We start from the raw sequence: 18,054 nt of genomic DNA, 5'->3' as shown, positions 1-18,054 counted from the left end.
CCAGGGCACGGCGACGTACGGGACCTGTCGTCACCCCTGAGCCGCTCCGCGACACAGGACAGGGCGGCGCGGCGCGGCTCCGCGGAGACGATACGCCTCGATCGATGATCGATCAACCGGTCAGTCGGGCAATTGCGGTGCGCAGCCCAGGACGTGGGTGCGCAGCAGCTCCCCGATGCGCGGATCCCGCCGGCGGAACGCGGCGACCAGCTCCGCGTGGTCCTCCGCGTGCGCCCGGGGCTCGGGGCTGAGCCAGCGGATGGACAGCGTGGTCCATACCTCGATGCCCAGCGACTCCCAGGTGTGCAGCAGGACGGAGTTCCCCGAGGCCAGGACGATCTCGCGGTGGAAGGCGACGGTGTGCCGCACCTGGGCCTCGCCGTCGCCCAGCCGGTCCGCCTCGTAGAGCGGGGCCAGTTCGCGGTCGAGGGCCGAGGCGTCCTCGGCCAGCGCGTCGGCCGCGAGCTCCGCGGCCACCTGTTCGAGGCCCGCCCGCACGGGGTAGCTCTCCTTGAGGTCGGCCGCGGTCAGCTCGCGGACGCGCACGCCCTTGTTGGGGGCCGACTCGATCAGCCGCAGCGACTCCAGCTCCCGCAGCGCCTCCCGCACCGGCGTCTGGCTGACCAGCAGCTCCGAGGCGATCCGCCGCTCCACGATGCGCTCGCCCGGCTGCCAGCGGCCGCTGACGATCCCCTCCAGGATGTGCTCGCGGATCTGCTCGCGCAGCGAGTGGACGACGGGTGGTGACATGGGGGCGCTCCTCGGCGGCCGGGTGGATCGCAGTCATTATCCCGGTGGGTGGAAGGGACAAAGGGCGCGGCCCCGGTTCGTACGGTACGAACCGGGGCCGCGCCCTTCAGTGCCCCTTCAGTGCCCTCGGCGGAGGGGCTCCGCGTCAGAGACCGATCTCGGTCTCGAACTCGGCGGCCTCCAGGATGGCCTTGACCGTCGTCAGGTAGCGGGCCGCGTCGGCGCCGTCCACCAGGCGGTGGTCGTAGGAGAGCGTCACGTACGTCATGTCGCGGACGCCGATGGTGGTGCCCTCCTCGGTCTCCAGGACCACCGGGCGCTTGACGGTGGCGCCGATGCCCAGGATCGCGACCTGGTTCGGGGGCACGATGACCGTGTCGAACAGCGCGCCGCGCGAGCCGGTGTTGCTGATCGTGAAGGTCGCGCCGGACATCTCGTCCGGGCTGATCTTGCCCGTGCGGACCTTGCCGGCCAGCTCCGCCGTCTTCTTGGCGATGCCCGCGATGTTGAGGTCGCCCGCACCCTTGATGACCGGGGTCATCAGGCCCTTCTCCGAGTCGACGGCGATGCCGACGTTCTCGGAGTCGAAGTAGGTGATGGTGCCCTCGTCCTCGTTGATCCGGGCGTTGATGACCGGGTGGGCCTTCAGCGCCTGGACGGCGGCCTTGACGAAGAACGGCATCGGGGACAGCTTGACGCCCTCGCGGGCGGCGAACGCGTCCTTGGCCTTGCCGCGCATCTTCATGATCTTGGTGATGTCCACCTCGATCACGGAGCTGAGCTGGGCCTGGCCGTGCAGCGCCTTCATCATGTTGTCGGCGATGACCTTGCGCATGCGCGGCATCTTGACGGTCTGACCGCGCAGCGGGGAGACCTCCAGCGCCGGGGCGGCGGCCTTCGGCGCGGCCTTGGCGGCCGGGGCGGCCGGGGCAGCGGCGGCGGCCTTGGCGGCCTCGGCGGCGGCCAGGACGTCCTGCTTGCGGATGCGGCCACCGACGCCGGTGCCCGCGACCGTGGAGAGGTCGACGCCGGACTCGGCGGCCAGCTTGCGCACCAGCGGGGTGACGTAGGCGCCATCCGTCGCGGGAGCGACGGCCGGGGCCGGGGCGGCGGGGGCCTTCGGCGCGGCGGGGGCGGCCGGGGCGGCCGGAGCCGGAGCGGCGGCCGGAGCCGGAGCGGCGGCCGGGGCCGGGGCCGGGGCGGCCGGCGCGGGGGCCGGAGCCGGGGCCGGGGCGGGCGCCGGAGCGGCGGCGGGAGCCGGGGCCGGCGCGGCGGGGGCGGCGGCCGGGGCGGCACCCGCGGCGCCGATCACGGCGAGCTTGGCGCCGACCTCGGCGACCTCGTCCTCGCCGACGAGGATCTCCAGCAGGACGCCGGCGGCCGGGGCCGGGATCTCGGTGTCGACCTTGTCGGTCGAGACCTCGAGCAGCGGCTCGTCCTCGGCGACCTCCTCACCGACCTCCTTCAGCCAGCGGGTGACGGTGCCCTCGGTGACCGACTCGCCCAGCGCGGGCAGGACGACGTCGGTGCCCTGGGCGCCGGCGGCCGGAGCGGCGGCGGGGGCGGGGGCCTCGGCGGCGGGCGCCGGGGCGGCCGGAGCCTCGGCCGCGGGGGCCGGGGCGGCGGGGGCCTCGGCGGCCGCGGCCGCCGGAGCCGGGGCGGCAGCGGGCGCACCCGTGCCGTCGTCGATGACCGCCAGCTCCGAGCCGACCTCGACCGTCTCGTCCTCGGCGACCTTGATGGAGGCGAGGATGCCGGACGCGGGGGCCGGGATCTCGGTGTCGACCTTGTCGGTGGAGACCTCGAGCAGCGGCTCGTCGGCCTCCACTCGCTCACCTTCGGCCTTGAGCCAGCGGGTGACGGTGCCCTCGGACACGCTCTCGCCGAGCGCCGGCAGGGTTACGGAAACCGCCATGGTGCGGTTGCTCCTTACGAGTAGTGCGGATGGTGGTGCGCTCGGGACTCAGTCGTGCGAGTGCAGCGGCTTGCCGGCCAGGGCCAGGTGGGCCTCGCCGAGGGCCTCGTTCTGCGTCGGGTGCGCGTGGATCAGCTGCGCGACCTCGGCGGGCAGCGCCTCCCAGTTGTAGATCAGCTGGGCTTCGCCGACCTGCTCGCCCATGCGGTCGCCGACCATGTGGACGCCGACGACGGCACCGTCCTTGACCTGGACGAGCTTGATCTCGCCCGCGGTCTTCAGGATCTTGCTCTTGCCGTTGCCCGCGAGGTTGTACTTCAGGGTGACGACCTTGTCGGCGCCGTACAGCTCCTTGGCCTTCGCCTCGGTGATGCCGACCGAGGCGACCTCCGGGTGGCAGTACGTGACGCGCGGCACGCCGTCGTAGTCGACCGGCACGGGGTTGAGACCGGCCAGCCGCTCCGCCACCAGGATGCCCTCCGCGAAGCCGACGTGCGCGAGCTGGAGGGTGGGGACGAGGTCGCCGACGGCCGAGATGGTGGGCACGTTCGTCCGCATGTACTCGTCCACGAGGACGTAGCCGCGGTCCATGGCGACCCCGGCCTCCTCGTAGCCCAGGCCCTGGGAGACCGGGCCGCGGCCGACGGCGACGAGCAGCAGCTCGGCCTCGAAGGTCTTGCCGTTCTCCAGCGAGACCTTCACACCGTCGGCGGTGTACTCCACGCCGGAGAAGCGGGAGCCCAGGGAGAAGTTGATGCCGCGCTTGCGGAAGGCGCGCTCCAGCAGCTTGGAGCTGTTCTCGTCCTCGACCGGGACGAGGTGGGGCAGCGCCTCGACGATGGTGACGTCGGTGCCGAAGGACTTCCACGCGGAGGCGAACTCGACGCCGATGACGCCGCCGCCCAGCACGATCGCGGACTTCGGGACGCGGTCCAGGACCAGCGCGTGGTCCGAGGAGATCACGCGGTCGCCGTCGATGGTCAGGCCCGGCAGCGACTTCGGCACGGAGCCGGTCGCCAGCAGGACGTGGCGGCCGGTGATGCGCTGGCCGTTGACGTCGACGGACGTGGGGGAGGACAGGCGGCCCTCACCGGTGATGTAGGTGACCTTGCGGGAGGCGACCAGGCCCTGCAGGCCCTTGTACAGGCCCGAGATCACGTCGTCCTTGTACTTGTGGACGCCCGCGATGTCGATGCCCTCGAGGCTGGCCTTGACACCGAACTGCTCGGCCTCGCGCGCCGCGTCGGCGACCTCGCCGGCGTGCAGCAGCGCCTTGGTGGGGATGCAGCCGCGGTGCAGGCAGGTGCCGCCCAGCTTGTCCTTCTCGATCAGGGCGACGTCGAGACCCAGCTGGGCACCCCGCAGGGCAGCGGCGTAACCACCGCTACCGCCTCCGAGGATCACTAGGTCGAAAACGGTGCTGGCGTCGTTCGCCACGTCACGTCCTCCATGCATGGGTACGCCGTTGCCGGTCGTCGGTGACCGGGCGGCGGCTGTCGTTCGGCCGCTTGTTGCTTCGGCCCTGTGATTACGGGGGCCCTGTCCTGCCGAGACAACATCTTCGCACTTGTTGACGGGGGGTGGGACGCCGGGCCGGGGCTGTGGGGCGACTGATGCGTCACCTTCGCGGGTTACTCGCGCGTATCCGGAGCCTGTTGCCGGTTCCCGGCGGGGCGTTCGTCCAGAGCGAACGGGGTGGGTTGGGGTGGGGGGATTTGCCCCGGTCCCGCCCTTTCACCGTTTCTCCCGGGGCAAGCCCCGGTCTTCTTCCGGGGCTCCGCCCCGGGTCTCACCCGCGCTTCCGCGCGGGGGCGGGGGCGGGGCTTCGCCCCCCGCGCCCCCACCGGGGGCTTCGCCCCCTGGACCCCGCTTCGGGGCTCCCCTGTACGTCGAGGGGGCTGCGCCCCGCGCCCCCGGGGGCGCAGCCCCGCCCCCCCCGCGGAGCGCGGCCCGTCTCCGGGGCGGAGCCCCGGGAGAAGACCGGGGCTCCGCCCCGGAGGAAACGGTGAAAGGGCGGGGAGGGAGGGAGAGCCGGCTCAGCCGAGGTCGCCGGCGGCCGTGCGTTCCGCGAGGCGGACGAGGGTGCGGACCGCGGAGCCCGTGCCGCCCTTGGGCGTGTAGCCGAAGGGCGCGCTCTCGTGGAAGGCCGGGCCCGCGATGTCGAGGTGACCCCACGTGATGCCCTCGCCGACGAACTCCTGGAGGAAGAGGCCGGCGATCAGGCCGCCGCCGTTGCGGACGCCCATGTTGGCGATGTCGGCGACCGGCGAGTCCATCGTCTTGCGCAGCTCGGCGGGGAGCGGCATGGGCCACGCCTGCTCGCCGACCTCCTCGGCGATCTCGTGCACCGCGGCGCGGAACGCGTCGTCGTTGGCCATGACGCCGAAGGTGCGGTCGCCCAGCGCCAGCACCATCGCGCCGGTGAGCGTGGCCACGTCCACGATCGCGTCCGGCTCCTCCTCCGAGGCGCGGGTCAGCGCGTCGGCCAGGACCAGACGGCCCTCGGCGTCGGTGTTGAGGACCTCGACGGTCTTGCCGCTGTACATCCGCAGGACGTCGCCCGGACGGGTGGCGCTGCCCGAGGGCATGTTCTCCGCGAGGGCCAGCCAGCCCGTGACGTTGACGCGCAGGCCGAGGCGGGCCGCGGCCACCACGGCGGCGAACACGGCGGCGGCGCCGCTCATGTCGCACTTCATGGTCTCGTTGTGGCCGGCCGGCTTGAGGGAGATGCCGCCCGAGTCGTAGGTGATGCCCTTGCCGACGAGGGCGAGGGTCTTCCCGGCCTCGGGGTGGGTGTAGCCGAGGCGGACGAGCCGCGGCGGGTTGGCGGAGCCCTGGCCCACGCCCATCAGGCCGCCGTAGCCGCCCTTGAGCAGCGCCTTCTCGTCCAGCACCTCGACCTTGAGGCCGAACTCCTTGGCGGCCTCCTGGGCGAGCCGGGCGAAGGCCGCCGGGTACAGGTCGTTGGAGGGGGTGTTGATCAGGTCGCGGGCGCGGTTGACCTCGGCGGCGACGGTGGCCGCGCGCTCGACGGCGGCCTTGTGGGCCTTGTCGCGGGGCTTGCCGCCCAGGATCGCGGCCTCGCCCAGCGGCTCGTTCTTCCCGCCCTTGGCGGCCTTGCCGTTGCCGTCGGTGCGGTAGGCGGTGAAGGCGTACGCGCCGAGCACGGCGCCCTCGCCGATCACGGCGACGTCCTCCGGGCCGGAGACGGGCAGGGCGAACGCGGCCTTCTTCGTGCCGGACAGCGCCCGGGCCGCGGCACCGGCGGCACGGCGCAGCGCCTCACCCTCGTAGCCGTCGCCCTCGGCGGGGGCGCCGCCGAGGCCGACCGCCAGCACGACGGGGGCCTTGATGCCGGCCGGGGCCGGGAGCTTGGTGACCTCGCCCTCGTCGCCGGTGGCGCCGAGGGTCTCCAGGACGGAGCCCAGCTTCCCGTCGAAGGCCTGGTCAACGGCGTCGGCGCCGGGTGCGACGACCGGGCCCTTGGGGCCCTTGGCCACGCCGACGACGATGGCGTCCGCGCGCAGCGTCGCCGCACTGGAGGTGCTGAGAGTGAGAGCAGTCACGGTGGTGGGTGTCCCTACTTCCGTACTTCCGTCGATTTCCTGCGATGTTCCTCGTGAGAGCGCAGCGGGACCGCGCCGGCCGCACTCCGCGCATCGTATGCGCCGGGTCCTCGCCGCCGGTTCCGGGCCTCGGGGCTGGCAGGAGCCTATCCCCGCACGGTCGTTCAGCCCAGGGCCGTGACGAGCAGGGCGGTGGTGGCGGCGGTCTCGGCCAGGGCGCCGAAGACGTCGCCGGTGACGCCGCCGAAGCGGCGGCGGCAGTGGCGCAGCAGCAGTTCGCCGGCGGCGAGGGCGGCGAGGACGGCGGCGGCGGCGCGGGCCGCCGCGTACGGGCCGTACGCCGCCCCGGCCGCCGCGGCGGCGCAGACCGCGGCGGTGAGCACGGCGGCGGCGGCGCGCACGGGCACGGCGCCGGCCACGGCGGCGCCCAGGCCCTCGGGCCGGGCGGCGGGGACGCCGGCGCGGGCGGCGAGGGTCAGGGCGCAGCGGGCGGCGAGCCCGGCGACCAGGGCGGCGAGCAGGCCGCGGGCGCCGCCGGCGGCGTACTGCCCGGCGAGCACGGCGGCCTGGCCGAGCAGGACGAGGACGAGGGTGACGACGCCGAACGGGCCGATGTCGGACCGCTTCATGATCCGCAGCGCGTCCTCGGCGGGCCTGCCGCTGCCCAGGCCGTCGGCGACGTCGGCGAGCCCGTCGAGGTGGAGCCCGCGGGTGAGCACGGCGGGCAGGGCGGTGGCGGCGACGGCGGCGGGCCACGCCCCTGCGCCGAGCAGGAGGAGCAGCCAGCCGGCGGCCCCGGCCGCGGCGCCGACGGCCAGCCCGGCGAGCGGGGCGGCGAGCATGCCGCCGCGGGCGGCGGCCCGGTCCCAGCGCGTGAGGCGTACGGGCAGTACGGTCAGGGTGCCGAAGGCGAACCGGAGGGCGTCGGCGGGCGTGGTGGGGGGTGGGGCGTCGGTCATGGCGCAGGGAGCCTATCCCGCCGTTCCGGGGGCCCGGGGGAGTGGTCAGGGAGCCCGTCGTGGGCGGGAGTTCGGGAGCGCGGAGTCCGATGGAACACTGGCTTGACCGCAACGTCGTCGAGCCGGGCAAGCTGCCCCTGCTGCTGGCGCTGGCCGCGTTCGTGCTGACCTTCCTGGTCACCCGGGTCATCACCCGGCTGATCCGGGCGGGCCGGGGCCCGTTCCGCAACATCCGGCCGGGCGGGCTGCACGTCCACCACGTCGTCCCGGGCGTCGTGCTCATGGTGGTCGGCGGGTTCGGCGCGGTGGCGACGGACCGTCAGGGGACGGGCTCGGTGGTCGCGGCGGTGCTCTTCGGCACGGGGGCGGGGCTGGTGCTGGACGAGTTCGCGCTGATCCTCCACCTCGACGACGTCTACTGGACCGAACAGGGCCGCAAGAGCGTCGAGATCGTGGTGCTGACGGCCGCCCTGGTGGGCCTGGTGCTCGCGGGCTTCTCCCCGTTCGGGGTGAACGAGCTGACGCCGGACGAGCTGCAGAGCCGCAGCATCGTGGTGACCAACACCCTGGTCAACTTCCTGGTGGCGCTGTTCGCCCTGGCCAAGGGCAAGCCGCGGATCGCGCTGATCGGCACGGTGGTGCCGCTGGTCGCGCTGATCGGCGCGGTGCGGCTGGCCCGGCCGGGCTCGCCGTGGGCCCGGCGCTTCTACCGCAACCGGCCGCGGGCCCGCCGCCGGGCGCGGGTGCGCGCCTGGCGGCACGACGCCCGCTGGGCGGCGGTCCGCAACCGCCTTCACGACCTGGTGGCGGGGGCCCCCGACCGCTGACCGCCGCTGCGGAACCGGTCGTCGCGCGGCTTGCGGCGCCGCCGGACGACGTCCTCCGCCGCGCTGAGCGCCAGCACCGCGAGTACCGCGGCGATGTGCTCCTTGCCCGCCAGATTGGGCTTGACGAGCACCTCGGCCACCATCGCCGCCACCACCGCGCCGCAGGTCCACCAGGCGCGGTAGCGCCAGGACACGTACACCGCGAGCCCGACGACGGCCGCGGACGGGCCGGTGTCGATCACCTTGGCCGCCTCGCGGGGCAGCCCGAGGACGCCGGGCCCCAGGGCGATGGCCAGCCGCGCGTACATCGTCCCCGCGAGGGTGGCGAGGTAGGAGACGGCCAGCAGCCGCCACCGGCCCAGGCAGATCTCGGCGACGCCGAAGACGAGCAGGACCTGGGCCAGGGCTCCCCACACCGGCAGGTCCAGGGCGGGGACGAAGAGCGACAGCGGGGTCCGCAGCAGGGCGAGCCACCAGGGGATCTCGGCGCGCACCGAGCCGACCAGCTGGACGGGCCGGTAGCCCCAGGACTGGTTCTGCACCACCTGGAAGGCGGCCGTCAGCGCGACCGCCGCGAGCGTGAGCGGGATCGCGCGGAGCCCGTCGCGGGCGAGCGCCCCCCGTACGGTGCCGGTGAGCGGGCCCCACTCGGTGCGCGCGGCGCGTCGCAGCGCCGCGCGGTTCATCGTTTGCTCTCCAGGTGCTTGCGGTTCAGCCACTTGGGTAGACCCGGCGCCTCCAGGAAGCCCTCGGCGCGGGCGCTCGCGACGCCGATCCGCAGCAGATCACTGCTCTTCTCGAACAGCATGAAACGAGGCTCCCAGATCGGCCGGTACTTCGCATTTGCACGGTAGAGCGACTCGATCTGCCACCAGCGGGAGAAGAAGCTCAGCAGCGAGCGCCAGGCCCGCAGCACCGGGCCCGCCCCCAGCCGGGAGCCGCGCTCGAAGACCGAGCGGAACATGGCGAAGTTCAGCGACACCTGGGTCACGCGCAGCTCCGCCGCCCGCTGGAGCAGCTCGATGACCATGAACTCCATCAGGCCGTTCTCGGAGTCGCGGTCGCGCCGCATCAGGTCAAGGGACAGGCCCCGGGGGCCCCAGGGGACGAAGCTCAGCAGGGCGCGCAGCTCGCCGTCGCCGTCGTGGCACTCCAGCATCACGCAGCGCCCGTCGTCCGGGTCGCCGAGGCGGCCCAGCGCCATGGAGAAGCCGCGCTCGGTCGCCCCGTCGCGCCAGTCGTCGGCGCGGCGCAGCAGCCCGGCCATCTCGTCCTCGGGGATGTCCTCGTGGCGGCGGATCCGCACCGTGTACCCGGCGCGCCGCACCCGGTTGTACGCCTGCCGGACGGTGCGCATCGCCCGGCCCTCCAGGGTGAACTCCGCGGTGTCCACGATGGCCTCGTCGCCCAGCTCCAGGGCGTCCAGGCCGTGCCGGGCGTAGACCGTGCCACCCTCCTCGCTCGCGCCCATCACGGCGGGGATCCAGCCGTGCGCGCGGGCCTCGGCGAGCCAGGGCTCGATGGCGCCGGGCCACGCCTCCGGGTCGCCGATGGGGTCGCCGGACGCCAGCGAGACCCCGCCGACCACCCGGTAGGTGACGGCCGCCTTGCCGGACGGGGACCACACGACGCTCTTCTCGCGGCGCAGCGCGAAGTAGCCCAGCGAGTCGCGGTCGCCGAAGCGGTCGAGCAGGGCGCGCAGCCGTGCCTCGTCCTCGGCGGTCAGCGGGTCGGTGGCGCGGCGCGAGCGGAACGCCGCCCACACCACCAGCACCAGCAGCACCGTGCTCATCACGTTGATGACGACGTTGACCCAGTCCGGGGTGTCGATGCCGGGGAAGCGGCTGTCGTCGCCGACGAGGAAGACCAGCCGCCGGACGCCGTAGCGCCAGCGCTCCCAGAAGGTGGACGGGTGCGCCTGGTTGGTGACCGTCACCAGCAGCGCGGCGATCAGCGAGGAGACCAGCAGGCCGGCGGCGGCCACGGCCGCGGCGAGCCGGGGGTTGGAGCGGTCGCCGATCGCGTAGAACTCGCGCCGCCCCACCAGCAGGGCGGTGACGAACAGCGCCGTGATCACCACGGAGAACCAGTTCTGCCCGTGCGCCCGGAACTCCGGGTAGGCCATCAGCAGCGCGAGCAGCAGCAGGAGCAGCCCGGCGAGGACCAGGTTGAGGATCCACGCGGCCCGCTTGCGGCGGCGCAGCGTCACCGCCATGAACGCCGAGACCACCGCCGAGGTGAAGCTCGCCTCCAGCAGGTACGGCGTGAAGTAGTCGTCCACGGCGTGCCGGCGGATGCTGGCGCCGAAGGACACCCACACCGCGCTGAGCAGGTTGATGAAGGCGACCACGCGCACGTACCACACGGCGAAGGCCGCGGCGCGCCTCGGCCAGGGGCCGCCGCGCGCCTCGTCGTCCGGAGTCAAGCGGAGTTCTCCCAGTTCCCACGTAGTTCCCGCGAAGGCGGACCGTCCGGGAAGACGCGGCGGGGCCCCGGCCCTGTGCCGGTGACGGTGACGTCAGGGACGCTCGGGGAGCTCCGCCGCCAGGGCCGCGGCCGCCTGCACCAGTGGCAGGGCGAGCAGCGCCCCCGTTCCCTCGCCCAGTGTGACGCCGTGGTCGAGGAGAGGGTTGAGTGCAATCCGGTCGAGTGCCTTCGCCTGGGCGGGGTCGCCGCTGTCCTGCCCGGCGAGCCACCAGTCCGGGGCCCGGAAGGCCACCCGCTGGGCGACCAGGGCGCAGGCCGCGGAGACCACGCCGTCCAGGATCACGGGCGTGCGGCGCACGGCGCTCTGGAGCAGGAAGCCGGTGATCGCCGCCAGGTCGGCGCCGCCGGACGCGGCCAGCAGTTCGAGCTGGTCGCCGAGCGCGGGCCGGGCCCGGCGCAGGGCGTCGCGGATCGCGGCGCACTTGCGCATCCAGGCCAGGTCGTCGATGCCGAAGCCGCCGCGGCCGGTGACGACCGAGGCGTCCGTGCCGCACAGGGCGCCGATCAGGGTGCCGGCGGCGGTCGTGCCGCCGACGCTCAGGTCGCCGAGGACGACGAGGTCGGTGCCCGAGTCGGCCTCCTCGTCCGCGACCGCCATCCCGGCGCGGAAGGCGCGCTCCGCCTCCTCTGCGGTCAGCGCGTCCTCGACGTCGATCCGGCCGGAGCCGCGGCGCACCCGGTGCCGCGTGACCTCCTCGGGCAGCAGCTCCGGGTCGCAGTCCACGGACATGTCGACGACGCGCAGGGCCGCGCCGAAGCGGCGGGCGAGGACGGCGGGGGCGCTCTCGCCGTCCAGCGTGGCGCGCACCAGCTCGTGCGCGCCGCCGGCCGGGCCGGCCGAGACGCCGAGGGCGGCCACGCCGTGGTCCCCGGCGAAGAGCACCGCCTTCGGCTGCCGGATCGCCCTGACCGGCACGCCGCCCTGGGCGGCGGCGAGCCACTCGCCGATCTCGTCCAGGCGGCCGAACGCTCCCGGGCGCGGCCCGAGGCGTTCGCGCCGCTCCTCGGCGTCGCGGCGCACGCCGGCGTCCGGGCGCTCGATCAGCGTGGCGAAGTCATCAAGATTCAGACCGCTCATCCGCGACACATTACCCGTGCCGGGGGCTTGTGCTACGGGGTGCGGCGGGCGGGGCGGCCTCCCCGCCGGCGGGCGCGCGCGTCAGCCGCGCAGGCGCACGGTCTGGCCCGCCACCACCAGCAGCACCTGCTCGCACTCGGCCGCCACCGCCGCGTTCAGCCGCCCCAGCTCGTCCCGGAACCGCCGCCCCGAGGCCGTCGCGGGCACGACCCCGGAGCCGACCTCGTTGCTCACCGCCACGACCGTGCGGCTCGTGGCCCGGACGGCCGCGACCAGCGCCGCCACCCGCTCGGCCAGCGCCGCCGCGCCCCCGTCCGCCCAGCGCGCGTCGTCCCACGCCCCGACGGAGTCCATCGCGTCCGTGAGCCACAGCGCCAGGCAGTCGATCAGCAGCGGCGGCCCGTCCTCCGCCAGCAGCGGTACGAGGTCGCAGGTCTCGGCCGTGCGCCAGGACGCGGGCCGGCGCTCGCGGTGGAGCGCTATGCGGGACGCCCAGTCGCGGTCCCCCTCGCGCGTGCCGCCGGTGGCGACGTAGAGGACGTCCGGGAAGGACTCCAGCCGCCGCTCCGCCTCCACCGACTTGCCCGACCGCGCCCCGCCGAGCACCAGCGTGCGCCGCGGCACGTCGGGCACCGCGTGGTAGTCGCCCACCGTCACCGAGGTGCCGTCGGGGACGGCGCGCGCCCCGGCGGCCGCCAGTCTCCGGCGCAGCTCGCGGCCCGGCGGCACGTCGTGGTCCAGGTGCACCGCGAGGACGTCCGTGGTCGCCGTGACCGCGCCCGCCCCCCGCAGCCGGGCCAGCGCGTCGGGCCGCCCCACGACGTCCAGCAGGACGGCGTCGTAGGGGGCGGCGGCGGAGGAGGAGAGCCCGGCCGGGGCGCCGCCCGGCGGCAGGTACAGCAGGCGGTCGCCGTCCGGGCCGGTCACCTCGTAGCCCGTGCCCGGCGCGTCCAGGGCCACCGCCCGCACCCGGTGCCCGCTGATCACCGACAGCTCGCGGCCGTCCGGCACCCGCCCCGGGGCCGGCAGCCCGGCCGGGAACTCGACGGCCGGGCCGTCGTGCGGGTGGGAGAGCAGCACCTGCCGCACCCCGCTGATCGACCGGCCCGCGCGGGCCGCGGCGAACGCCGGGCCGGGGGTCAGGTCGAACAGCAGCGCGCCGTCGACGAGCAGGGCGGTCGCGGCCCGCGCGGCCTCGCCCACGGAGACGGCGCAGGCGGCGCAGGGGCAGGCGGGGCGCGGCAGCCCGTCGGGGGCCCCGGTGCCGAGCAATGTCAGTTCCACGCCCCGATCGTCTCGCGTCCGCCGCCGGCGGGCGCGCCGGGATCACCCTTTCACCCCCGGCCCCCGCCGCCTAGGCTGCGCTGGGTCAGCGGAACGTCGGAACGAACGTCGGGACAGAGGGAGTCGTACATGGCGTGGGTGTGGCGCTTCGAGAAGGCCGACGGCACGGAGACGGCTCCGCCGGTGGAGCCGGAGGAGTTCACGACGCAGGGCGACGCGGAGTCCTGGATGGGCGAGGAGTGGCGCGCCCTCCTCGACGGCGGCGTCGACCAGGTCCGCCTCCTGGAGGACGGCAGGGAGGTCTACGCCGCGCCGATGAGCCTGCACGACGCGGCGGAGGCGGGCTGACCGGACCGGCGCCGGGCCGGTGCCGGGCGCGGGGCACGGCTCCGGGCGGGGCGGCCCCGGGCCGCCCGCCCCGCGCTACCCGCCCCGCACCCCGCACAGGTGCAGCAGCCCCGCCACCGCGCGGTAGGGGTCCGTCCGGCCGGCGCGTTCCTCCGCGGCGAGGACGGCGTCGAGACCGGCGGCCGGGACGCCGTCCGGACCGGGCGGGCCCGGCACCGCCGCAGCCGGCAGGTCCGTGAACACCCGCACCCCGTACCAGGCCCGCAGCGGCGCGCCGATCCCCGCGAGCGTGGCCGTCAGGGTCTCCCGGCGGTCGGCGCGCAGGCGGGCGCCGGACGACGGGTCGAGGCAGTAGGGGGAGTCGAACGCGGCCAGCGCCGCGGCCCAGTCGCCGGTCAGGCCCGGGCGCAGGGCCAGCGCGTCCGCGTTGCGCACGACCAGCGAGAGCAGGCCGCCGGGGGCCAGGACCCGGGCCAGGCCGGCCAGCAGCGGGTCCGGTTCCTCGACGTGCATGAGCACGCCGTGGCACAGCACGATGTCGAAGGCGCCCGGGGTGAAGTGCGCCCCCGTGTCCCGCCCGTCGCCCTCGATCAGCCGGACCCGTTCGCGGATCCCGGCCGGCTCGGCGGCCAGCGCCGTGCGGACCGCCGCCACCGTCGCCGCGTCCGCCTCCAGCGCGGTCACCTCGTGCCCGGCGCGGGCCAGCCGCAGCGCCTGGGTGCCGTGGGCGAGGCCCACGTCCAGCACGCGCAGCCGCCGGCCCACCGGGAAACGGGCGGCGAGCTGCTCGTCGAGCTGCCGCCCGACGAGCTCGTGGCGGACCGTATTCCGTAAACCGTCGGGGAAGCCGGCGGGGGGAAGGCCGCTCAGGGCTTCTCCCCGCGCTTGACCTTCGGCTTGGGCAGCCGCAGCCGCCGCATCTGGAGGGTGCGCATCAGCGCGTACGGGATGGCGCCGCGGGTGTTCTCGTCGGGGAAGCGCCGCTTGAGCGCCTTCCGCAGGGTGACCGCCGTGACCACCGAGTTGACGACGATCAGCAGGATCACGACCATCCACAGCAGCAGCACGTACTGCTGGAACGCCCCCTGGTTGATCATGCTCAGGACGAGGATGACCACCGCGAGCGGCAGGAAGAACTCGGCGAACGAGTACCGCGCGTCCACGAAGTCGCGCACGAAGCGGCGGACCGGGCCCTTGTCACGGAGCGGCAGGAACCGCTCGTCGCCGTTGGCGAGCGCCTCGCGCTGGCGGGCGAGGTCGGCCCGGCGCGCCTCGCGGGCGCGCTTCGCCGCGTCCTTGCCGCCGCCGGCGGGCGTACTGGCCAGGCTGCGGCGCTGCGAGGTCGCCTCGCTGCGCTTGGGCGTGGGGCGGCCCTTGGGGGCCTCGGGGTGACGGGGCTGCTTCGGCTCGTCCGCGGTCACCTTGGCGGTGGCCTTCGCGGACTGCTCTTCCTTCGCACGGCTTCGGAACACGGAACCCAAGGGTACGGGGTTCCCCGGACAAGGGGGGACGGAGCGCCTACTCCTTGGGCGGGAGGAGCGCGGCCTCCTGATCGTCCTGGAGGAGGAGCGCATCGGCGCCCGGACAGTGCGGTAATGGGGACGGGCCCCGTACTGTGGGTTCTGTTAGGTGTGATGGAGCCGAAGCCCGAGCTAGTCGGTCAGAAGGGGGCGCGCGAGGCCCATGAGCGGTGTCATGAAGCGTATGGGGATGATTTTCCGCGCGAAGGCCAACAAGGCCCTGGACCGGGCCGAGGATCCGCGCGAGACCCTCGACTACTCGTACCAGAAGCAGGTCGAGCTGCTGCAGAAGGTCCGCCGGGGCGTGGCCGACGTCGCCACCTCGCGCAAGCGCCTGGAGCTCCAGCTCAGCCAGCTCCAGGGGCAGTCCTCGAAGCTGGAGGAGCAGGGCCGCAAGGCGCTCGCGCTGGGCCGCGAGGACCTGGCGCGCGAGGCGCTCACCCGCCGCGCCGCCCTCCAGCAGCAGGTCAGCGACCTGGAGACGCAGCACCAGACCCTCCAGGGCGAGGAGGAGAAGCTCACGCTCGCCTCCCAGCGTCTCCAGGCCAAGGTCGACGCCTTCCGCACCAAGAAGGAGACCATCAAGGCCACCTACACCGCCGCCCAGGCCCAGACCCGCATCGGCGAGGCGTTCTCCGGCATCTCCGAGGAGATGGGCGACGTCGGCCTGGCCATCCAGCGCGCCGAGGACAAGACGGCCCAGCTCCAGGCCCGGGCCGGCGCGATCGACGAGCTGCTCGCCTCGGGCGCCCTCGACGACCCGACGGGCATGGCGAAGGACGACATCACGGCCGAGCTGGAGCGCCTGTCCGGCGGCAACGACGTCGAGCTGGAGCTCCAGCGGATGAAGGCCGAGCTCGCCGGCGGCGGCGCGGCCAAGCCCGCCATCGAGGGGGGACAGCAGCAGGCGGCACAGCAGCCGCAGGACCGGCCGGACTTCAACAAGCGCTGAACCGGCCAGGAGGAGCCGTCATGATCGTTCGCATCATGGGCGAGGGCCAGTGGAAGCTGGCCGACAGCCACTTCACCGAGCTCAACGCGCTGGACGACGAGCTCCTCGACGAGATGGAGAGCGGCGACGAGGCCGGCTTCCGCCGGACCCTCGGCGCCCTGCTGGACGCGGTGCGCCGGCTCGGCACCCCGCTGCCGGACGACGCCCTGGAACCCTCCGAGCTGATCCTTCCCGCCCCCGACGCCGGCCTGGACGAGGTCCGGCAGATGCTCAGCGACGACGGCCTCATCCCCGGCTGACCCGCGCTCCTCCCCGGCGCCCCGCCGCGCCCCTCCCCCCTCGCGGGACGGGGCGCGCGGACGTCCCCGGGGGGCCGCGACGCCGCAGGGCGGCGCAGGGATCGCTTACGGACCACTCGGCGATCACTCGGCGATCGCCCAGGGATCACCCAGCGATCACTCAGGGACGTGATGACCTCCCTCGCCGTCTCCGGCCTCACCCGACCGCAGCGCTGGCTGCGCGCCCACCCGGTCGCGGCGGACGTCCTGGTGGCCGCCGGGGTCTTCGCGACGATGCTGCTGGGCGCCGTCCTGGGCCGGCACGCCGGACAGCGCCCGCCCGGCGCCGGCTACGCCGGGCTGGCCGCGCTGGCCGCCGCCGCGCTGGTCGCCCGCCGCCGGGCCCCGCGCCCGGTGCTGGCCGTCACCTCGGTGCTCTCCCTCGCCGGCGCGGTGACCGCCGGCGGGGGCGCCCCCCGCACCCAGATCGCCACCTCCGCCGTGGTCGCGCTGTACACCGTCGTCTCCCGCACCGAGCGCCCCACCGCCTGGCGCATCGCGGCCGTGGCCGTCACCGGCCTGACCGCCGCCGTCATGCTGATCGGCCCGCCGCCCTGGTACGCGCAGGAGAACGTGGGGCTCCTCGCGTGGATGGGCATGGCCGCCGCGGCCGGTGACGCCGTCCGCAGCCGGCGGGCGTACATCGCCGCGATCGAGGAGCGCGCGTTGCGGGCCGAGCGCTCCCGGGAGGAGGAGGCGCGCCGCCGGGTCGCCGAGGAGCGGATGCGCATCGCCCGCGAGCTGCACGACGTGGTCGCGCACCACATCGCGCTGGTCAACGTCCAGGCGGGGGTGGCCTCGCACGTCATGGACAGCCGTCCGGAACAGGCCAAGGAGGCGCTCGCGCACGTCCGCGAGGCGAGCCGCTCGGCGCTGGGCGAACTGCGCGCCACGGTAGGGCTGTTGCGCCAGTACGGCGACCCGGAGGCGCCCACCCAGCCGGTGCCCGGCCTGGGGGCGCTCGGCGGGCTCGTGGACGGCTTCGTCCGCGCCGGGCTGCCGGTGGACGTCACGGGCGGCGCCGGGCCGTTGCCCGCGGCCGTCGACCTCACCGCCTACCGGGTGCTCCAGGAGGCGCTGACCAACGTCTGCAAGCACGCCGGCCCCGGGGCCCGCGCCGAGGTGACCGTCCGTCACCTGCCCGACGGGCTGGTGCTGACGGTGCGGGACGACGGCGGCGGCGTCCGCGCGGAGGGCTCCCCGCCCGGCGGGCACGGGCTGGTGGGGATGCGGGAGCGGGTCGCGGCCCTCGGCGGCACGATCGAGACCGGGCCGCGGACGGACGCCCCCAGCTTCCGCGTACGGGTCCGTCTGCCGCTGCCTACGCTGACCCCATGACGCTGACCGTGCTCCTCGCCGACGACCAGGCCCTGTTGCGCAGCGCCTTCCGCGTGCTGGTCGAATCCGAGCCGGGGATGCGGGTGGTGGGCGAGGCGGCCGACGGCGCGGAGGCGGTGCGGCTGGCCCGCGCCGAACGCCCCGACGTGGTGCTCATGGACATCCGCATGCCCGGCGTCGACGGCCTCGCCGCCACCCGCGAGATCTGCTCGGATCCGGGACTGGCCGGCGTGCGGGTGGTGATGCTGACGACCTTCGAGGTCGACGAGTACGTGGTGCAGTCGCTCCGGGCCGGGGCGTCCGGCTTCCTCGGCAAGGGCGCGGAGCCGGAGGAACTGCTCGCGGCGATCCGGACCGTGGCGGCGGGCGAGGCGCTGCTGTCGCCGGCGGCGACGAAGGGGCTGATCGCCACCTTCCTCGCCACCGACGGCGCCCTCCCGGCCGCGCCCTCGCCCCGCCTGGACGTCCTCACCGCCCGCGAACGCGAGGTCCTCGCCCATGTCGCGGGCGGTCTGTCGAACGACGAGATCGGCGAGCGGCTGGCCGTGAGCCCGCTGACGGTCAAGACGCACGTCAACCGGGCGATGGCGAAACTGGGCGCCCGGGACCGCGCCCAACTGGTCATGCTCGCCTATGAGTCGGGGCTGGTGCGCCCGCGCGGCGAGTGAGGCGGCGGGGCCCCTCCGGGGCGC

The 18,054-nt window shown here is 75.0% G+C and carries 17 protein-coding genes; 6 read left to right on the top strand and 11 right to left on the bottom strand.

Going from position 1 to position 18,054, the window contains the following annotated elements; genetic code table 11:
* Positions 1 to 120: 120 nt before the first annotated feature.
* The 5 genes from AC230_RS08950 to AC230_RS08930 form a co-directional block, all read right to left on the bottom strand.
* Entirely contained in the window at positions 121 to 750 is a 630-nt protein-coding gene (locus AC230_RS08950; protein WP_049715535.1) for a GntR family transcriptional regulator, read from the bottom strand.
* A gap of 145 nt (positions 751 to 895) precedes the next feature.
* Positions 896 to 2,665, bottom strand: a complete 1,770-nt coding sequence (sucB, locus tag AC230_RS08945) for a 2-oxoglutarate dehydrogenase, E2 component, dihydrolipoamide succinyltransferase (protein WP_049715534.1) — start codon at positions 2,663 to 2,665, stop codon at positions 896 to 898.
* A 48-nt stretch (positions 2,666 to 2,713) separates the two neighbouring features.
* Positions 2,714 to 4,102 (bottom strand): dihydrolipoyl dehydrogenase, encoded by a 1,389-nt coding sequence (gene lpdA, locus AC230_RS08940; RefSeq protein WP_049715533.1) that lies wholly within the window; start codon positions 4,100 to 4,102, stop codon positions 2,714 to 2,716.
* A gap of 599 nt (positions 4,103 to 4,701) precedes the next feature.
* Positions 4,702 to 6,231, bottom strand: a complete 1,530-nt coding sequence (locus tag AC230_RS08935) for a leucyl aminopeptidase (RefSeq protein ID WP_049715532.1) — start codon at positions 6,229 to 6,231, stop codon at positions 4,702 to 4,704.
* A gap of 164 nt (positions 6,232 to 6,395) precedes the next feature.
* Complete coding sequence (locus AC230_RS08930; RefSeq protein ID WP_049715531.1) at positions 6,396 to 7,190, bottom strand: adenosylcobinamide-GDP ribazoletransferase; 795 nt, start codon at positions 7,188 to 7,190, stop codon at positions 6,396 to 6,398.
* Positions 7,191 to 7,279: 89 nt separating this feature from the next.
* Here AC230_RS08930 and AC230_RS08925 point away from each other — a divergent pair, with 89 nt between their 5' ends.
* Complete coding sequence (locus AC230_RS08925) at positions 7,280 to 8,017, top strand: hypothetical protein (RefSeq protein WP_049715530.1); 738 nt, start codon at positions 7,280 to 7,282, stop codon at positions 8,015 to 8,017.
* On the opposite strand, the gene AC230_RS32465 is transcribed toward AC230_RS08925, so the two are convergent.
* The 4 genes from AC230_RS32465 to AC230_RS08905 all read right to left on the bottom strand — a co-directional run bounded on the left by AC230_RS32465 (position 7,984) and on the right by AC230_RS08905 (position 12,866).
* On the bottom strand, positions 7,984 to 8,703 hold the full coding sequence (locus AC230_RS32465; RefSeq protein ID WP_049715529.1) for a hypothetical protein: 720 nt from the start codon (positions 8,701 to 8,703) through the stop codon (positions 7,984 to 7,986). The two genes, AC230_RS08925 and AC230_RS32465, sit on opposite strands and share 34 nt — an antisense overlap.
* A complete protein-coding gene (locus tag AC230_RS08915; RefSeq protein ID WP_241833141.1) occupies positions 8,700 to 10,442 on the bottom strand; it encodes a phosphatidylglycerol lysyltransferase domain-containing protein in 1,743 nt (580 codons plus the stop codon). The genes AC230_RS32465 and AC230_RS08915 overlap by 4 nt, the downstream gene beginning before the upstream one ends.
* Before the next feature lie 93 nt (positions 10,443 to 10,535).
* A complete protein-coding gene (cobT, locus tag AC230_RS08910) occupies positions 10,536 to 11,582 on the bottom strand; it encodes a nicotinate-nucleotide--dimethylbenzimidazole phosphoribosyltransferase (RefSeq protein ID WP_049715527.1) in 1,047 nt (348 codons plus the stop codon).
* A gap of 81 nt (positions 11,583 to 11,663) precedes the next feature.
* The gene (locus tag AC230_RS08905; protein ID WP_049715526.1) at positions 11,664 to 12,866 is read right to left on the bottom strand and encodes a bifunctional adenosylcobinamide kinase/adenosylcobinamide-phosphate guanylyltransferase; all 1,203 of its coding nucleotides are present in this window, start codon (positions 12,864 to 12,866) and stop codon (positions 11,664 to 11,666) included.
* A gap of 129 nt (positions 12,867 to 12,995) precedes the next feature.
* On the opposite strand from AC230_RS08905, the gene AC230_RS08900 reads away from it, so the two are divergent.
* Positions 12,996 to 13,214 (top strand): hypothetical protein, encoded by a 219-nt coding sequence (locus AC230_RS08900; RefSeq protein ID WP_049715525.1) that lies wholly within the window; start codon positions 12,996 to 12,998, stop codon positions 13,212 to 13,214.
* Positions 13,215 to 13,289: 75 nt separating this feature from the next.
* On the opposite strand, the gene AC230_RS08895 is transcribed toward AC230_RS08900, so the two are convergent.
* The gene (locus AC230_RS08895) at positions 13,290 to 14,084 is read right to left on the bottom strand and encodes a class I SAM-dependent methyltransferase (protein ID WP_078871125.1); all 795 of its coding nucleotides are present in this window, start codon (positions 14,082 to 14,084) and stop codon (positions 13,290 to 13,292) included.
* A complete protein-coding gene (locus AC230_RS08890; RefSeq protein ID WP_078871076.1) occupies positions 14,081 to 14,788 on the bottom strand; it encodes a DUF3043 domain-containing protein in 708 nt (235 codons plus the stop codon). Before AC230_RS08890 ends, AC230_RS08895 begins: the two co-directional genes overlap by 4 nt.
* A gap of 109 nt (positions 14,789 to 14,897) precedes the next feature.
* Between AC230_RS08890 and AC230_RS08885 the strand changes: the two genes are divergently transcribed.
* The 4 genes from AC230_RS08885 to AC230_RS08870 all read left to right on the top strand — a co-directional run bounded on the left by AC230_RS08885 (position 14,898) and on the right by AC230_RS08870 (position 18,030).
* Positions 14,898 to 15,686, top strand: coding sequence for a PspA/IM30 family protein (locus AC230_RS08885; protein WP_049715522.1), 789 nt, complete (start codon positions 14,898 to 14,900; stop codon positions 15,684 to 15,686).
* Between the two features lie 20 nt (positions 15,687 to 15,706).
* Positions 15,707 to 15,985: a PspA-associated protein PspAA gene (pspAA, locus tag AC230_RS08880; protein ID WP_049715521.1), complete on the top strand. Its 279-nt coding sequence runs from the start codon at positions 15,707 to 15,709 to the stop codon at positions 15,983 to 15,985.
* Between the two features lie 171 nt (positions 15,986 to 16,156).
* The gene (locus tag AC230_RS08875; protein ID WP_049715520.1) at positions 16,157 to 17,362 is read left to right on the top strand and encodes a sensor histidine kinase; all 1,206 of its coding nucleotides are present in this window, start codon (positions 16,157 to 16,159) and stop codon (positions 17,360 to 17,362) included.
* On the top strand, positions 17,359 to 18,030 hold the full coding sequence (locus AC230_RS08870; RefSeq protein WP_049715519.1) for a response regulator: 672 nt from the start codon (positions 17,359 to 17,361) through the stop codon (positions 18,028 to 18,030). Before AC230_RS08875 ends, AC230_RS08870 begins: the two co-directional genes overlap by 4 nt.
* The last annotated feature ends 24 nt before the right edge of the window (positions 18,031 to 18,054 follow it).

The organism is Streptomyces caatingaensis (assembly GCF_001187435.1).
In the GTDB taxonomy this organism is placed as follows: Bacteria; Actinomycetota; Actinomycetes; order Streptomycetales; family Streptomycetaceae; genus Streptomyces; species Streptomyces caatingaensis.
Note: the sequence above shows the minus strand (reverse complement) of the source record. Positions and strands in the feature narration are given on the sequence as shown.

What these genes read in the sequence shown, in the direction of transcription:
- AC230_RS08950 (WP_049715535.1), bottom strand. Translation starts at nt 750, where the DNA reads ATGTCACCACCCGTCGTCCACTCGCTGCGCGAGCAGATCCGCGAGCAC.
- sucB (WP_049715534.1), bottom strand. Translation starts at nt 2,665, where the DNA reads ATGGCGGTTTCCGTAACCCTGCCGGCGCTCGGCGAGAGCGTGTCCGAG.
- AC230_RS08930 (WP_049715531.1), bottom strand. Translation starts at nt 7,190, where the DNA reads ATGACCGACGCCCCACCCCCCACCACGCCCGCCGACGCCCTCCGGTTC.
- AC230_RS08925 (WP_049715530.1), top strand. Translation starts at nt 7,280, where the DNA reads ATGGAACACTGGCTTGACCGCAACGTCGTCGAGCCGGGCAAGCTGCCC.
- AC230_RS32465 (WP_049715529.1), bottom strand. Translation starts at nt 8,703, where the DNA reads ATGAACCGCGCGGCGCTGCGACGCGCCGCGCGCACCGAGTGGGGCCCG.
- cobT (WP_049715527.1), bottom strand. Translation starts at nt 11,582, where the DNA reads ATGAGCGGTCTGAATCTTGATGACTTCGCCACGCTGATCGAGCGCCCG.
- AC230_RS08900 (WP_049715525.1), top strand. Translation starts at nt 12,996, where the DNA reads ATGGCGTGGGTGTGGCGCTTCGAGAAGGCCGACGGCACGGAGACGGCT.
- AC230_RS08890 (WP_078871076.1), bottom strand. Translation starts at nt 14,788, where the DNA reads ATGCGCTCCTCCTCCAGGACGATCAGGAGGCCGCGCTCCTCCCGCCCA.
- AC230_RS08885 (WP_049715522.1), top strand. Translation starts at nt 14,898, where the DNA reads ATGAGCGGTGTCATGAAGCGTATGGGGATGATTTTCCGCGCGAAGGCC.
- pspAA (WP_049715521.1), top strand. Translation starts at nt 15,707, where the DNA reads ATGATCGTTCGCATCATGGGCGAGGGCCAGTGGAAGCTGGCCGACAGC.
- AC230_RS08875 (WP_049715520.1), top strand. Translation starts at nt 16,157, where the DNA reads ATGACCTCCCTCGCCGTCTCCGGCCTCACCCGACCGCAGCGCTGGCTG.
- AC230_RS08870 (WP_049715519.1), top strand. Translation starts at nt 17,359, where the DNA reads ATGACGCTGACCGTGCTCCTCGCCGACGACCAGGCCCTGTTGCGCAGC.